Below are 15,573 nucleotides of genomic sequence, written 5' to 3'. Positions count from 1 at the left end.
CCAGGCGTCGCCGCCCGGGCCGGCGCCGGTTGCCGTCAGCCCTCGGGCCGGTCGCCGCGTCGTGCCCAGAACGCCACCGTGTCCCGCAGTGCCTCGGCGAGCGGCACCCGTGGCCGCCACCCGACGGCGGCTTGGAACGCTGTGGAGTCGACGGTGAGGTGGCGGAAGTCTCCGGCGTCCGCGTAGGGCGGTGGCTCGACCGCGACGACCCGCACCGGCGGTGTTCCGGTGTGCTCGGCAGCCATTGCGGCGATCATCGTGAACACCTCGCCCAGAGGCGTGCCGTGCCCGGTGCCCAACACCCAGTGCCGGCCGGCCACCCGCGCTGATCCGTCGAGGGCGGCACCGAAGGCCCGGGCAGCGTCCGCGACGAACAACAGGTCTCGCCGGACGGAGCCGTCGTGCCACATCGTCAGCGGCTCACCGGCCAGCGCCCGACGCGCCATCGTGGACACCACGCCCTTGTCCGGGCTGGCGGCGTAGGGTGCGGGCCCGAAGACCGCGGGCAGCCGGAGAGAGACGGCGCGCAAAACACCGGCGGCGTGTGCGGACATCAACAAACTCTCCGCGGCGAGCTTCTGCCGGTCGTACTCGCCGGCCGGCCGGTCGGGCTCCGTGCCGTCGATGGCCTCGCCCTGGTAGGGCCCGGTCTGGGTGACGGCGCCGGCGAACACGACGGTCGGCGGCGGCCCGCCGCTCCGGCGGTCCGCGAGCACGCCGACCAGGTCCCGGACGAGGCCCACGTTGACGCGTTCGGCGGCGATGTCCCGGTCCCCGAGCCGCCAGGACGACGAACCGGCGATGTGGGCGATCGAGTGCACGACGATGTCGGCCCCGAGCACGGCCGCCGCCATCTCGCCCGGTTCGGTGAGGTCCGCGCTGCGGACCTCGATCGTGGCGCGGGACTGCCGCGGCACCAGCACCGGCCGACGCGCGACGGTCCGGATGACAACGGGCCGTCGCGCCAGCTCTGCCAGGACGGCGGACCCGATGAACCCCGACGCGCCGAGCAGGGCGATCCGTGGCCCCGTCATCGTCGTCCCGCCCCGCGCGGTCGGGCGGTGGGTGCCCGCTCCCGCTCGTGCAGTCCCTTGACCGCGACGAACAGCCCATTGCCCGGGTAGGCGTCCTCCACGTAGTGGGCCGGACAGCCGGCACGGGCGAACGACGCTTCGTACTGCGCCCGGCTGAACAGTGCCATGACGTGCTCGTAGGTGAAGTGTCGTAGCCCGGCGCCGGGTTCGGCGACGATGCAGTGCACCCGCATCCGGGTCGTGTCGCCCTCCCGGACCGAGTGGGACACGCGCGCCACCGTCCGGCCGTCCAGCGTGGTGACGCTGCTACCGATGTGGCCGGGCGTGAAGTTCTCCGTGAACCACCAGGGCTCCACCACGAGTACGCCGCCTGGGACCAGGTGGCGGCTCAGGTTGACCAGCGTCAGGTCCAGCTCGGCGCGATCCGCCACGTTCCCGATGACGTTGAACAGCGACACGATGGCGTCGAACCGGCGTGGCAGCCGGAACGTCCGCATGTCTGCTCGGGTGACGGCGACACCCGGCACCCTCCTTCTGCACTCCGCGAGCATGCCGTCGGTGATGTCGATCCCCTCGGCGTGCCGGAACTCCCGCGCGAAGTGCCGCAGGTGCCCGCCGGTGCCGCATCCGACGTCCAGCAGCGAGGCCGCCTCGGGGTTCAACGTGCGGATGTGCCTCGTCACCACCTCGGACTCGCCCCGGTAGTCCTTGCCGCCGCCGCGATACACGACGTCGTAAAGGTGACCATGGTCGTAGATCCCGTTGCGTGTCGCCGGTGTGCCGGACGCCGGTCCGCGCGGGTCGAGGTCGGCCGGGCCGGTCACACCGCGGCCAACACTTCGCGCAGGGCAGCGATGGTGTGCTCCTGCACCGACTCGGGAAGCGAGGGGTACATCGGCAGGGAGAAGATCTCACCGGCCACCTTCTCCGTCACCGGCAGTGATCCAGCCGGGTACTTCGGATCAGCCAGTCCGGACATGGTGTGCACCGGCCACGGGTAGCTGATGTTCAGGAAGATGTCGTGTTCCTTCAGCGCCTCCAGAACGGCGTCCCGTCGGGGATGGCGCACCACGTACACGTAGTAAACGTGACGGTTGCCCGGCGCGGTGGCGGGCAGGCGGAGTCCGTCGGGTGCGCTCAGGTCGGCGAGCTGCTCCTCGTAGCGTCGCGCCACGGCGTTGCGTCGCTCGACGTACTCGTCGAGCCGCCGGAGCTTGCGCCGCAGGATTTCCGCCTGCACCTCGTCGAGCCGTGAGTTGTGTCCGGGCACCCGGACCACGTAGTAGGCGGTGTCCATACCGTAGTAGCGCAGCTGCCGCAGGTTCCGCTGCACGTCCTCGTCGGCTGTGATCACCGCGCCGCCGTCGCCATAGGCTCCGAGCACCTTCGTGGGATAGAAGGAGAAGGCGGCTGCGTCACCCATGGTGCCGGCGAGCTGGTCGTGGTGGCGGGCTCCGTGTGCCTGAGCGCAGTCCTCGAGGATCTTCAGGCCGTACCGGTCGGCGAGGCCCCGCAGGGGAGCCATGTCGACGCACTGACCGTAGAGGTGCACCGGGAGCAGCGCTCTGGTACGTGCCGTGATCGCGGCCTCGACCTGGTCGGTGTCCATCAGGAAGTCGTCCTCGCGCACGTCGACGAAGACCGGGGTCGCGCCCGTGCTGACGATGGCGAGCACGGTGGGCGCCGCGGTGTTGCTCACGGTGATCACCTCGTCGCCCGGCCCCACGCTCAGGGCCTCGAGGGCGAGCTTCAGCGCGTTGGTCCCGTTGTCCACCCCGGTGCAGAGCCGGCCGCCGTGGTAGGCCCCGAAGTCCGTCTCGAACGCCTCGACACTTTCACCGAGAACGAGTCGACCGGAGCTGAAGACCTGCTCGACGCCGGCGAGGAGGTCCTCCCGCTCCTTCCCGTACTCCAGTAGGTAGTCCCACACCCGGATGGTCACGGGAGCCTCCTGTCCGAGTCGATGTCGGTCCGCTGCGCGTCCCGCCCGTACATCTGCTCCTCCAGGGCCAGGCAATTCGAGTAGCGCGGCAGGATGCCCAGCTCCTTGGCCTCGGACAGGCTTGGCGCGACCCGGTCGCGATCGGACAGGATCGGCTCGATGTCGCCGGGGATCGGCAGGTGAAGCGCGGGATCGAGCACGCTGAGCGCGAGTTCGTGCTCGGGTACGTAGCTCCCTGAGATCATGTACGACATAAGCGTGTCGTCGTGGAGACCGATGAACGCGTGTCCGACACCCACCGGGAGATAGACGGCGCGGAAGTCCTCGGGATCGAGCAGGACCGCGTCCCACTGCCCGTATGTGGGCGACCCGACCCGGATGTCGACCACGATGTCCAGTGCGCTGCCCTGCGGGCAGTAGACGTACTTCGCGCACCCCGGCGGCGTCAGCGTGAAGTGCAGACCGCGTACGACATTTCGTCGGGACCGACTGTGGTTGGTCTGGGCGACGGGAAACAGCCGGTGACCGAGCGCGGCCACGAAGGCCGGCTCCTGGTACGGCGACAGGAAGGCCCCCCGATCGTCGGGAAAGACCTTCGGCGTGAACTCGAAGGCTCCCCGCACCGACAGCGGGCGGGAGGTCATGCTGGTGCTGGCAGACACGGTGTTGTCGGTCATGAAGGTCCTCGGTCCTCGTGCGAGGGTCGTCGTCAGACGACGCTGAGCTGGGGGAGCGGAAAGACGAGCCTGCCGCCACCCGCCAGGAAGGACTGTTCCCGTTCGACGAAGCCGTCCCGGTAGATCCACGGGAGCACCAGCAACTGGTCGGGGCGGCGGGACTTCGCGTCGTCCTCGGAGACGATCGGTATCCCGGTGCCCGGCGTGAAACAGCCGGCCTTCTCGTCGTTGACCTCGCCGATGCACGGCAGGTCGGTCTCGTCCAGGCCGCAGTACTGCAACAGCACGTTGCCCTTGGTCGAGGCGCCGTAGCCCAGGGTCAGTTTCCCCGCCTGGCGGGAGGCGGCCAGGAACTCGAGCAACTGGTCCCGGTAGCGGGGGACCCGTCGGGCGAAGGCCTCGAACGGAGCAGTCCCGTCCAGTCCAAGTGCTCGCTCGTGTGCCCGGATGCGGGCGACCTGGGATTCGTTCACCCGATGCCGCTCGGGGTGCTTGGTCAGAGTGACACAGAGACTGCCCCCGTACACCGCGTTGATCTCGGCATCGATGATTGTCAGCCCGACCCGGCGTGCCATCCACTCGATCTGCTGGAGGGAGTAGTACTCGAGGTGCTCATGGCAGACCACGTCGTAGGCGGTGGCCTCGAGCATGGCCGGCATGTAGCTCTGCTCCATCACCCAGACACCGTCGTCGTCGAGAATGTCGTGCACGTCCTGCATGAACTCCATCGGCCGAGGCAGGTCGTAGAACATCGATATCGACGTGACCACCTTGGCTTTGCGGGAGCCGTAATGCTCGGTGAACAGCCGCCGGGAGAAGAAGTCGACGATGAGGTCGGCTGCCGGCGGGTAGAAGTCGCGGAACTTACCTCCGCTCGGGTCGACACCCACCAGCGTGGGACCCGCGGGGTAGGCGCGCAGGAGGGTGCCGTCGTTGCTGCCGATGTCCAGCACGAGATCGTCCGGACCGGGTCGGGTCCACTTCAGCGCGGCGCCGACCTTACCGGCCAGGTGCCGCACCATGAACTCGCGGATGCCGGAGCGATAGCCGTAGTGGTCGCCGTACATCAGGTCGAAGTCGGCGGTGTGCCGTAGTTGCAACAGGCCGCATCCCTCGGGTGAGCACCTGACCAGCTCGAGGGGGACCGCCGGCACCTTCTCCTCCCGCGTGCGCGGGAAGACGCTGGTGATGGCCTGGCTGCCGAGGTCGAGGACCGGGAGCAGGTCCCGGCTGTCGCAGATCCGGCATGCTTCGATAATCATCGTTTTCTCCAGGTCGGGGTGGAGTACCGGAGGCGATCGACGAGGTGGATCAACGGCGTTCCCGCACGGTGGGCCGGTCGAAGGAGAGCGGCATCCGCAGCAGGGCCCGGGTAACGGGTGAGCGCAGTCGGTGCAGAGGGGCACCGGCCCGACCCGGCAGCAGCGTTCGGGTGGCGAGTGCCTGTAGGGCGGCGATCGCGTACCACCGCGCCACCGGGACGAAGAGACTGGCGGCCAGGCCTGGTGTCGTGGACAGGTCGTCGATGGGGCCACGGTCGATGTCGAATTGGTCGGCCCGGGGGTGGATGTCGGGATCGCGGCCTGCGGCGTCAACGAGGACGACCACCTGACCGTCGACCGGTATCACCTCGCCGTCCAACTCCAGTTGCTCCTGGGCGACGAGGCTCTCCAGCCGGCGTGGTGGGTGCAGTCGTAACACCTCATCGACGACCCGGGCAGCCACCTCCCGGTCATCGCGGACCGCGATCCACAGTTCGGGCCGGTCCAGTAGCTCCGCCACGGCGTGGCACAGCAGGTTGGCCGCCGCCTCCACCCCGACCGCGGCGGTCAGCACGCATACCGCGAGCACGTCGGACGGCTCGGGTGCGGTGTCCGGCCTGGTGAGCAGCCGGCTGATCGCCCCGTCGTGCCGGCCACTGCGGGTCGTGATCGTACTGCGGAGCAGGGCCGCACACGCCGAGAGCGCGGACGTGAGGGCCCGGGCCGCCCGGAACTGAGGCGGGCAGAGCGTGGCGTCGAGCGTCAGGGCCAGGCTGGGGGCCAGACCGGCGAGGGCCTCCACGTTCGTGCTCGACACTCCCAACAGGTGACCGACCGCGCGCATCGCCGTGCTGGCGGCGAAGTCGACCTTGAGGTCGAACTGCCCGGGAAGCCGGTCGAGGTGGTCAAGGCAGATCTCGACCACGTCGGCGTGCCGGACGCCCAGCGCGCCGTCGCCGAGCACGGGGTCCGCCAGCCGGCTCAACCGCTCGTAGTCGGCACGGGTCAGGAACATGGGTGCCTCGACGAGCGGGAGCACGTGGCAGATCGGGCGCACCCAGACCTCGTCGTGGATCAGGTGCTCCTGCGGTCCGGCGAGGTTCGGGTGGGATGGTTGCAACCGCGCGTCGGACAGGATCCGGGCCGCCGTGGAACCGCTGCCGGTCACCCACGCGCCGGTGCTGCTTCGGTGCAGCCGCCCGGGCTGCCGGATCTGCCGGTGCAGCTCTGCGACGTCGCTATCGTCGGCCCGCAGCAGCAGCGCGTACGGGTCCGCCTGGGCACCGTAAATCCACTGCAGGGTACGCAGAGTCAGCAGGTGACGTCCGAGGTCCGCGTCCGAGCGACGAGTGATCACCGAACCGCCTCCGCCACGAGTTGCTCCAGCCCACCGACGAGGGCGTGCGGACTCGGGGCCGCCTCGGCCTCCTCCCGCAGGGCCGCCGCGTTCGCGGCGAAGGACGGATCGTCGAGTACTTCCGTGAAGCGTCGGTGCAGATCCTCGGAGGCGATATCCGCCCGATCGAGGTGGATTCCCGCGCCTCGCGCCTGCAGGCCCTCGGCGTAGTGCCCGGTGCTCCAGACCATGCTCGGCGCGATGATCTGCGGAATCCCGCGCACCACCGCGTTCAGGGAGGTGCCCGCGCCGCCGGTGTGGATCACCGCCGCGCAGGTGGGCAGCAGAGCGTCCAACGGTACGAAATCCACGGGGGTGACGTTGTCCGGCAGCCCGCCCAGCGATCGGGCACGTTCCGGGCTGATGGTCGCGATCACGTCGGCGTCGAGGTCGCTGACCGCGTCGAGCATGGTTTCCAGTGGGATGATCTCCTCGCTCGGGGCGTTCTGGTCGTGGTTGTAGCCCAGGGTGAGGCAGATCCGGCGTCGTTTCGGCGGCCCGTGCAGCCACTCGGGGACCACCGCGGGACCGTTGTAGGGCACGTGCCGGTATGGCGTCAGCCCCGGGTGGGCCGCGAGTTCGAGGGACGCCGGGAAGGGCGAGAGGGTGCGTCGGCCGAGGAGCATCTCCTCGTCGAAGGTCGCGCCGTATCGCTCGACGCTCCATTCCAGCCACTCGGCCAGCGGATCCTCCCGCAGTTCGGCGGGTCGTTGGCGGATCAGCTCCAGGTGGCGCGGTCGGAGCAGCCCCATCATGTCCAGACCGAACAGCTGGCGGACGTGGGCGGCGCCGGTGACCCTGGCGGCCACCGCTCCGGCGAAGGTCATCTCGTCCCACACCACGAGGTCGGGCTGCCAGGCACGGGCGAAGTCCACCAGGTCGTCCATCATCGGCACCGGACACACCAGCTGGTAGGGGAAGGTCGCCATCACGGTGAACAGCCCGTGCATGTACTCGTAGCCGAGGTCGCCGAGGTCACTCGTGTCCATGCCGAGTTCGGACGGCTTGAGCGTCGGGGTGTTGGACGCCAGCCTCCGCTGATCCAGCGGGTCGCCAACCGGCACCGCGGTCAGTCCGGCTGAGGTGATGACCTCTGTCAGGTCCGGCTGGCTGGCCACGCGCACCTCGTGCCCGGCGGCCCGTAGCGCCCATGCCAGTGGTACCTGCAGGTAGAGATGTGTCTGCACCGCGAGCGTCGTGAAGAGGATCCGCATGGGTTCTCCTGCCGTCGCGCACGAAGTGGGAGGGATCGTAATGCGCGACCATCGAAGGATAGTCGGCCGGTGGGACATATATCTTCTCCAATGTTGCGCATTCTTCGAGGCACTTCCCACTTGATGATCGGCGGCCCCGGTCATCCTTGACGCGTTGCTGGACGGTGACGTACGGTCACCCAAGTCATCTCTTTGTTTTCATCGAGCGGGGGAGAACGCATGTCTATATCCCTATTCGGCGTGCCCACTGAATTCGATGTAATCGTCATCGGTGGGGGCCCTGCGGGTGCGACAACCGCGGGCCTTCTCGCGAAAGCCGGCCGCCGGGTTCTGGTGCTCGACCGGGAAAGATTCCCCCGCTATCACATTGGTGAATCTCTTATTCCGGCGGTCATGCGCCCGATGGAGGAACTCGGTCTGACCGAGAGGCTGGACGCCCGGGGGTTCGAGCGGAAATATGGTGGGACGCTGGTCTGGGGTAACAACCAGATACCGTGGAACTTCTCGTTCATCAAGGGTGGACCGTACGCGTACGCCTACCACACCCGCCGGGCGGACTTCGACGCGCTGATCCTCGATCGGGCGCGTGAGCTGGGTGCCTACGTGCTCGAGGACGCCACCGTCAAGGAGCCCATCTCGGAAGACGGCAGGGTTGTCGGGGTGACCTTCACCGTCCGCGGTGCCGAGCAGCAGGTCCGCCAGGCGCGAGCGCATCTCGTGGTCGACGCTTCGGGGCAGGCTCGGGTGCTCAGCCGGCGCTTCACGGAGGCCACGTGGCACGAGGAACTGCGTAACGTCGCCGTGTGGAGCTACTTCGACAACTGTGAACGACTCCCCGGTGACGAATGGACGAACATTCTCATCGAGGGAATCGACGATGGCTGGTTCTGGGCCATTCCTATCGACAAGGACCGGCAGAGCGTGGGCTACGTGACGCGGTCGGAACTTGCCGGCGACAACAACGGTTCGCTGCCCGAACTATTCCATGAGAAGTGGCAGCAGACGACCAAGCTTCGACAGTTGATGCGCAACGCTCGTCAGTCCGGAGGATTCCGCTCGGCGCGCGACTGGTCGTACACGAATCGAGATTTCTACGGTAAGGGATGGGTGTTGGTGGGAGACACCGCCGCATTCGTCGATCCCCTTTTCTCGACGGGCGTCGCACTGGCCACGTTGGCGGGCAGCGTTCTGTCGAAGATAATCGACGAGATTCTGCGTCGACCAGAGATCGAAACTGAGGCCCTGGCACGCTATGGTGCCGCGTACCGTGCCTTCTTCGACGAGATCCGCATCTTCGTCGAGCGCTTTTACGACCGGTCGAGGTACAAGGAGTTCTACTTCAGCCTGGCCCAGGAACTCGTGGACCCGGAGCACAGGGATGAGCCGTCGGCCGCATTCGTCAGGCTCATCTCCGGCCTGAGCGGCAACCACCCCCTGTTCACCATCCGTCTGGACGACCTGGGCGTGAAGAACAAGCTTCCCGCCGGCGCCAGTTGACCAGCCACCAGATCCAGCTCCTGTTCGTCAGCTTGGCGGTGATCCTGCTGGTCGCGAGGGTCCTCGCGGCCGCAGCCACCAGGATCGGGCAACCTCCGGTCGTCGGCGAGATCGTCGCCGGCATCCTGCTCGGGCCCACTCTCCTCGACGGGGTGTTCACCTCGATGCTGTTCCCCCCGGAACTGCGTCCGGTGCTGCGGGCCCTGGCCGACGTCGGAGTCGCGCTCTTCATGTTCTCGGTCGGATTCGAGCTGGAACACCGGATCCTGCTCAGGCGGGGCCGAATCGTCACCGGAACCGTCCTCGGCTCCCTGCTCGTGCCGTTCGCCCTGGGCGCTGGCCTCGCCTATCTCCTGCCGCAGCGGCACTCCTCCGGGCATCCGACGGCGTTCATGGTGTTCATGGGGCTGGCAGTCTCGGTGACCGCCCTTCCGGTCCTGGCGAGGATCATCAAGAGCAGCCGAGTCGTCGACCCGGCTGTCGCGGTGATCGCTCTCGCCGCGGCGGCCACCCTCGACGTCGTGGCCTGGACCGTCCTCGCGACGGTGCAGGCGGCCGCCGGCCACGGCGGCCAGTACTGGCGGGCGGCGCTGATCGTGCCCTTCATCGTGGTGCTCGTGTTCGTGGTCCGGCCACTGCTCAAGGCGGTCCTTGCCCGGAGTGGTGGCGACCATCGGCCGCCGGGTGGGCTTTCGTCATCGTGGTGACCGGTGTCCTGCTCTCGGGCGCGGTCACGGAGGCGATCGGGCTGCACTACATCTTCGGCGCCTTCCTCTTCGGCACCGTCGTGCCGAGACCGGATGTCGCCGGCGCCCGCACTGACATCGCCGTCCCGATCGGGCAGATCACCGCCCTGCTGTTGCCCGTGTACTTCGTCATGGCAGGTCAACAGGTCGACCTGACGGCCCTGGACCTCACCGATCTCGCCCTGCTCGGCGTCATCCTCGCGGTCTCGGTCCTCGGCAAGGTCGGCGGCACCTACCTGGGGGCACGCACCCAAGGGCTGGCCGCCCGCCCGGCCCTCACGCTCGTCGTACTCATGAACACACGCGGCCTGACCGAACTGGTCATCCTCGGAGTCGGGCTGCAACTCGAGCTGCTCGACAACGCGCTGTACTCCCTCATGGTCGTGATGGCCCTGGTGACCACGGCGATGACCGGCCCCCTGCTGTCCCTGCTGCACCGCCTGCGCCGGAGGACGCCGGAGGCCGACGTGCCCGTCCCGAGGAGTGGGCAGCCAGTGGGTGCGGCACCACTCGGCGAGGACGCGCAGATTCCGAGAACAGGAAGGGCCTAGACATGACCTACGATCCCGCGGAAGCCGTCGCCGTCGTCGGAATGGCCGGTCGGTTTCCCGGCGCGGCGGATGTGGACGACCTGTGGGCCCTGCTCCTGGGCGGTGACGACGCGATCGGTCCGGTTCCGTCCGACCGCTGGGACAGCTCCGCCGTGCTGGACCCGGAGCGCGAGATTCAGGCCGTGGGCGGCTTCCTCGACGGGGCGGACCGGTTCGACGCCGCCTTCTTCGGGGTGTCGCCCCGTGAGGCAGCGGTGGTGGACCCGCAGCAGCGGTTGCTGCTCGAGACGAGCTGGCGTGCGCTGGAGGACGGCGGGGTGCGCAGCGCCGACCTGGCCGGCACACGCACGGGGGTGTACGTCGGCGCCTCATGGCACGACTACGAACTGCTACGCCTTGAACGGGCGGTCGAACCGACACCGCACAGCCTGGTCGGCAACGCCCTGGACGTGATCGCGGCGCGCCTGTCGTACCACTACCGGCTACGTGGACCGAGCATGACCGTCGAGACGGGCTGCTCCTCCTCGCTCGTCGCCCTCCACCTGGCCGTCCAGGCGTTGCGGCAGGGGGAGATCGACGCCGCTCTGGTCGGCGCGACCAACCTCATGGTGCACCCGCACGTCACCGTGGGCCTGACCCACTTCGGTGGACTGTCACCCGACGGGCGCTGCGCCGCGTTCGGCGCGGGGGCCAACGGGTTCGTCCGGGGCGAGGGAGTCGTGGCGCTCTACCTCAAGACCCTTGCGAGGGCTTTCGCCGACGGTGACCACGTGCACGGGGTGGTGGTGCGCACCGTGGTCAACAACGACGGAGGGGGCGACAGCCTCGTCACCCCCAGCCAGGAGGGGCAGGAGGATCTGTTGCGCCGCGCCTACGGCGGCGGAGTGCCGGCTCCGTGGTACATCGAGGCGCACGGAACCGGGACGGGACGGGGGGACCCGATCGAAGCCGCTGCCGTCGGTGCGGTGTTGGGCCGGGCCGACAGACCGGTGCGGATCGGTTCGATCAAGACAAACATCGGTCACCTCGAGGCTAGCGCCGGCATCGCCGGCCTGGTCAAGCTGCTCCTCGCCATCCGACACCGCACGTTGCCACCGAGTCGGCACTCAGCCGAACTCAACCCCGCGATCGACTTCGCGAGACTCGGCGTACGGGTGGTGCGCGAGCCCGAACCTCTACCGGCGGCGGGACCCCTCTACCTGGGCGTCAGTTCCTTCGGATGGGGAGGCACCAATGCCCATGTGGTCGTGACCGGACCGCCCGAGCAGGCCGGCCGGCCCACCGAGGCGGCGAAACCGGTGGCGGAGCAGGAGTTCCTGCTCGCGCTGTCCGCCAAGGACGGGGCCGCGCTGGCGCAGCGCGCGGACCAACTGCGCGAGGCCCTGCCGACCACGTCCGGCGGCATGGCCGGCCTGGCGGGCACGCTGGCCTGGCGCCGTGACCACTTTCCCGTCCGAGGCGGGGTGGTGGCGTGCGATGCGCTGGCGGCCTCGACCAGGCTGGCAGAGGTGTCGGCCGTCGCCGGCCGGCTGGGACAGGGGCGGCCGGGACGCTGGGAGGACTTGGAGGTCCCCGGCGCGGTGGTGGGATGGGCGGTGCCGCGGGGCCGCACGGCCTTCGTCTTTCCCGGTCAGGGGTGGCAGTGGAGCGGTATGGGCCGGCAACTCTTCCGGGACTGCCCACGGTTCGCCGAGGTGGTCACGAGGTGCGGCGAGGCGCTTCGAGCCCATACGAACTGGGACCTGCTCGACTTCTTCAGCGATGACGCGGACGAGGAGTGGTTGACCCGCATCGACATGCTGCAGCCCGTCCTCTGGGCCGTGTCGCTGGGCCTCGCCGAGTCGTGGCGGGCCAGCGGCGTCGAGCCCGATGTGGTGGTCGGGCACAGCCAGGGCGAAATCGCAGCGGCCACCCTGGCGGGAATCCTGTCGTACGAGGATGCGGCGTCAGTCGTGGCGCGCCGCAGTGCCATCGTCCGACGGTCCAGCGGACTCGGCCGGATGCTCGCCGTGGAACTCGACCCCGACGCGGCCCGAGCAGCGCTCGACGGCTTCGAGGACCACGTCGCGCTCGCGGTCCACAACGGGCCGACGTCGTGTGTGCTGTCCGGGGACGCCGACGAGGTGCTGGTGCTCAGCGAATTGTTGGAGGCCGACGGCGTGCACTGCCGGCTGGTCAACGTCGACTACGCCTCGCACAGCCCGGCGATGGACGACCTACGTGACGACCTACTCAGCGCGCTGGCCGCCGTCCGGCCGAGGGACGCGCACGTCGAGCTGATGTCCACGGTGCGGTCCCGGCTGGTCGACGGACGGGAGATGGACGCGGCGTACTGGGCGGAGAACCTGCGCCGGCCGGTCCTGTTCGCGGACGCCATGCAGGCTCTGTTGGACACCGGGGTGACACACGTCGTCGAGGTCAGCGCCCATCCCGTCCTGACGAACGCGATCGAGGGAGTCGCGGGGTTCCGGGCCGAGCCGACCGTCGTACTGCCGACCCTGCACCGCGACGCCGGCTCGGCCCGCGACCTTTCGACGGCGCTGGCGCGCGGCTACGTCACCGGGTTGGAGCCTTTCGGCGGACTACCGAGCCGGGATCCGGTGCCGGTCCCCGGCTACCCGCTACGCCCGCAGCGGTACTGGATCGCGGAGCGGACCCGCAGCCGGGGCGTTGCCCGCGGCCTCGCTGTCGCACTGGAGCCGGCCGTCGGCCAGAGCGGCACGTGGCACGCTCCGCTCGAGCTGTCCCTGCCCGACCTGCCCTGGTTGGGCGACCACCGGGTTTACGGCACGCCGGTGCTGCCCGGTGCCGTCGTCCTGTTGTTCGCGCTGGACGCCATGCGTGGGCGGACCGGCACCACCCCGGGCGGCCTGGCGGACGTCCGATTCGTCAGTCCGGTGGCGCTGGGCGAGACTCCCGCACGCCTGACCGTCGAGTGGCGCGACGACGCCGAGGAGGGACCTGCCTTTCGCCTGTTGTCGCTGCCCGAGGGCGCGGAACGCTGGGAGGTCAACGCCGTGGCCCGGGCCAACGGACACCCGGCCTTCGCCGCCCCGCCGCTCTGGCCGGACTGGTCCGGCGACGACGAGTCGACCCGGGACGGTGAGTTCTACGCCAACTGCGCCCGGCGGGGGCTCGGCTACGGTCCCGCCTTCCGATGCCTGGGAACCCTGCTGCTCCGCAAGGGCGGGAACGAGGCGTTGGGCGAGGTGTCGCTGCCCGAGCGGCTCGCCCGCGGCCAGCGCTCCCACGCGCTGCACCCGGCCCTGCTGGATGGCGCGCTGCAGGTGGCGATCGCGCTCTGCGACGGGGACACCGCGCTGGTACCCACCGGCATCCACCGGATCTGGTGGGACCTGCCCGAGCAGCCAGCAACGACGCTGTGGTCGCACGCCGTACGGCGTGGCGACGGTCTGCTGGACGTACAGGTCTTCGACGACAGACGTCGCCCGGTGCTGACCGTTGAGGGATTGGAGCTCACCGCGCTCGCCGGTGACCCGCAGGTCGAGGCCGAGCGCCTGCACCACGTCGAGTGGGTGCCGTTGCCCCCGATCCGGACGGCCGGCGCCTCCGGCCGGTGGATCGTGCACTCGGCGGCCGGCGAACCCGCCGACGTGCTTGCCGCCGCCCTCTCGAGCGCGGGGGCCGACGGGACCGCCGTCGTCCGTGACGGGGCGGAGCCCGACCGCCTGCTCGCCGAGGGCACCTGCGACGGCCTGGTCTTCGTCGCGCCCGCCGCCGACGCCGGACTGCCCGCCCAACGGGACGGGTTGCTCCGGCTCACCGCACTGGTCCGCGGCTGTGTTCGGCTCGGCGCACCACCACGCCTCGTGATCGTCACGGAGAACGCCCTGGCGGTTGACGCGGGCGACGTCCCGGATCCGGGGTCGGCGCTCTACTCGGGCTACACCCGGGTCCTGCAACGCGAACATCCCGAACTGGCGGCTCGCCTGATCGACGTCGAGTACGGCGCGGTACGGACCGCCACGGCGTCGCTGGCGGCGGAGATCCTGCACGACGACGCAGAGGACCAGATCGCCCGTCGGGGCGGCCGACGTCTGGGGGCCAGGATCACCCGGGGCGGGAAGACACCGCCGAAACCGGCAGGCCCGCCGACGGCCTGGCTCCGCACCGACGGCACGTACCTGATCTCGGGTGGCCTAGGGGCGCTCGGGCTCTCGCTTGCCGAGTTTCTCGCCGAGAACGGAGCGGGTGCTCTCGTCCTGCTCGGTCGCTCCGCCCCGGACGCGTCCGCCGCCGCGCGCCTTGCGGCGTTGCGGGACCGCGGCACTCGGGTGGAGGTCCGGCCGTGTGACGTCGCCGACGCCCCGGCGGTCCGGCGGGTCGTGGCGGAGCTGCGCGAACTCCTGCCGCCGCTGCGCGGGGTTTTCCACGCGGCCGGGGGCCTGGCCGACGCCACGATCCAGAACCTCACGCCCCAGCAGTTGACGGCTGTGCTCCGGCCGAAGGTCGACGGTGTGCGGAACCTGGCGACCGTTACCGCCGACGATCCGCTGGAGCACCTCGTCCTGTTCTCCTCCGCGGCGACGCTCGTGGGTAACGCCGGGCAGGCCGCCTATGCCGCCGCCAACGCCTACCTGGACGCCTTCGCCGAGGCCCGTCGGGGCCGCGGGTTGCCGGCACTCAGCGTGCAGTGGGGCCCGGTCACCGGAAGCGGGCTGGCCGCGCAGGACGCCGCACGCGGCGACCGGCTCGAAGCGCGGGGCATGGCGGGCGTCGCGGTGGACGAGATGTGGCCAGCGCTGACCCGGATGATCGCTCGCGGCGACGTGGTCGTCGGCTACGTGGCGGTGAACCTGCGGCAGTGGTTCGACGCCTATCCCGACACCGCGGCGAGCCCGAGTTGGGAGCGCCTGCTGTCGCTGTCCGGCCTGGAGGGGACGACCGCCGGTGGCGGGCTGCTCGCCCGCCTCGGCGAGGCCGACCCGGACAGCCGGCTCGGCATCGCCGAGGACGGGGTGCGGGACCTGACGGGTCGGGTGTTGCGGATGGACGCCCAGAGCATCCGGCCGGACGCGAACTTCAAGCACCTTGGTCTCGACTCGCTCATGGGCCTGGAACTGCGCAACCGCCTGGAGGCGCGTTCGGCCTCCGCCTGCCCCCGACGTTGCTGTGGGCGCATGGCAGCCCCCGCGCGGTCGCGATGGCGCTGTGCGAGCGGCTGGCCGCCGGGCCCGGATTGGAGAAACCCCGTTGATGGAGCAGCCCGAAACTTCGGACACGGGCCGGACGA

The 15,573-nt window shown here is 69.8% G+C and carries 10 protein-coding genes and 1 pseudogene; 4 read left to right on the top strand and 7 right to left on the bottom strand.

The window, feature by feature from the left end; translation table 11 throughout:
* Nucleotides 1-35: 35 nt before the first annotated feature.
* The 7 genes from JNW91_RS05710 to JNW91_RS05680 all read right to left on the bottom strand — a co-directional run bounded on the left by JNW91_RS05710 (nt 36) and on the right by JNW91_RS05680 (nt 7,525).
* Nucleotides 36-1,034, bottom strand: a complete 999-nt coding sequence (locus JNW91_RS05710) for an NAD-dependent epimerase/dehydratase family protein (protein ID WP_203173876.1) — start codon at nt 1,032-1,034, stop codon at nt 36-38.
* Nucleotides 1,031-1,762, bottom strand: coding sequence for a class I SAM-dependent methyltransferase (locus tag JNW91_RS05705; RefSeq protein ID WP_203173875.1), 732 nt, complete (start codon nt 1,760-1,762; stop codon nt 1,031-1,033). The genes JNW91_RS05710 and JNW91_RS05705 overlap by 4 nt, the downstream gene beginning before the upstream one ends.
* 92 nt (nt 1,763-1,854) lie before the next feature.
* Entirely contained in the window at nt 1,855-2,976 is a 1,122-nt protein-coding gene (locus JNW91_RS05700; RefSeq protein ID WP_203173874.1) for a DegT/DnrJ/EryC1/StrS family aminotransferase, read from the bottom strand.
* Nucleotides 2,973-3,620, bottom strand: coding sequence for a dTDP-4-dehydrorhamnose 3,5-epimerase family protein (locus tag JNW91_RS05695; RefSeq protein ID WP_203173892.1), 648 nt, complete (start codon nt 3,618-3,620; stop codon nt 2,973-2,975). The genes JNW91_RS05700 and JNW91_RS05695 overlap by 4 nt, the downstream gene beginning before the upstream one ends.
* A 65-nt stretch (nt 3,621-3,685) precedes the next feature.
* Nucleotides 3,686-4,915 (bottom strand): class I SAM-dependent methyltransferase, encoded by a 1,230-nt coding sequence (locus JNW91_RS05690; RefSeq protein ID WP_203173873.1) that lies wholly within the window; start codon nt 4,913-4,915, stop codon nt 3,686-3,688.
* 49 nt (nt 4,916-4,964) lie between these two features.
* Nucleotides 4,965-6,272 carry a cytochrome P450 family protein gene (locus tag JNW91_RS05685; RefSeq protein ID WP_203173872.1) on the bottom strand — a complete coding sequence of 436 codons (1,308 nt, stop codon included), beginning with the start codon at nt 6,270-6,272 and terminating at the stop codon, nt 4,965-4,967.
* Entirely contained in the window at nt 6,269-7,525 is a 1,257-nt protein-coding gene (locus tag JNW91_RS05680) for an activator-dependent family glycosyltransferase (protein ID WP_203173871.1), read from the bottom strand. The genes JNW91_RS05685 and JNW91_RS05680 overlap by 4 nt, the downstream gene beginning before the upstream one ends.
* 219 nt (nt 7,526-7,744) lie before the next feature.
* Between JNW91_RS05680 and JNW91_RS05675 the strand changes: the two genes are divergently transcribed.
* The 4 genes and pseudogenes from JNW91_RS05675 to JNW91_RS05660 form a co-directional block, all read left to right on the top strand.
* Entirely contained in the window at nt 7,745-9,022 is a 1,278-nt protein-coding gene (locus JNW91_RS05675) for an NAD(P)/FAD-dependent oxidoreductase (protein ID WP_203173870.1), read from the top strand.
* Nucleotides 9,019-9,729, top strand: coding sequence for a cation:proton antiporter domain-containing protein (locus JNW91_RS33095; RefSeq protein ID WP_203173869.1), 711 nt, complete (start codon nt 9,019-9,021; stop codon nt 9,727-9,729). The genes JNW91_RS05675 and JNW91_RS33095 overlap by 4 nt, the downstream gene beginning before the upstream one ends.
* Nucleotides 9,726-10,319, top strand: coding sequence for a cation:proton antiporter domain-containing protein (locus tag JNW91_RS33090; protein ID WP_203173868.1), 594 nt, complete (start codon nt 9,726-9,728; stop codon nt 10,317-10,319). Before JNW91_RS33095 ends, JNW91_RS33090 begins: the two co-directional genes overlap by 4 nt.
* Before the next feature lie 2 nt (nt 10,320-10,321).
* Nucleotides 10,322-15,412, top strand: a pseudogene (locus JNW91_RS05660) (type I polyketide synthase); the annotation flags it as partial.
* Nucleotides 15,413-15,573: the final 161 nt, after the last annotated feature.

It is taken from the genome of Micromonospora parastrephiae (assembly GCF_016802865.1).
Classification (GTDB): domain Bacteria; phylum Actinomycetota; class Actinomycetes; order Mycobacteriales; family Micromonosporaceae; genus Micromonospora; species Micromonospora parastrephiae.
The sequence above is the reverse complement of the archived record's forward strand: the minus strand, read 5'-3'. Positions and strand labels throughout refer to the sequence as shown.

What these genes read in the sequence shown, in the direction of transcription:
- JNW91_RS05710 (WP_203173876.1), bottom strand. Translation starts at nt 1,034, where the DNA reads ATGACGGGGCCACGGATCGCCCTGCTCGGCGCGTCGGGGTTCATCGGG.
- JNW91_RS05695 (WP_203173892.1), bottom strand. Translation starts at nt 3,620, where the DNA reads ATGACCTCCCGCCCGCTGTCGGTGCGGGGAGCCTTCGAGTTCACGCCG.
- JNW91_RS05690 (WP_203173873.1), bottom strand. Translation starts at nt 4,915, where the DNA reads ATGATTATCGAAGCATGCCGGATCTGCGACAGCCGGGACCTGCTCCCG.
- JNW91_RS05680 (WP_203173871.1), bottom strand. Translation starts at nt 7,525, where the DNA reads ATGCGGATCCTCTTCACGACGCTCGCGGTGCAGACACATCTCTACCTG.
- JNW91_RS05675 (WP_203173870.1), top strand. Translation starts at nt 7,745, where the DNA reads ATGTCTATATCCCTATTCGGCGTGCCCACTGAATTCGATGTAATCGTC.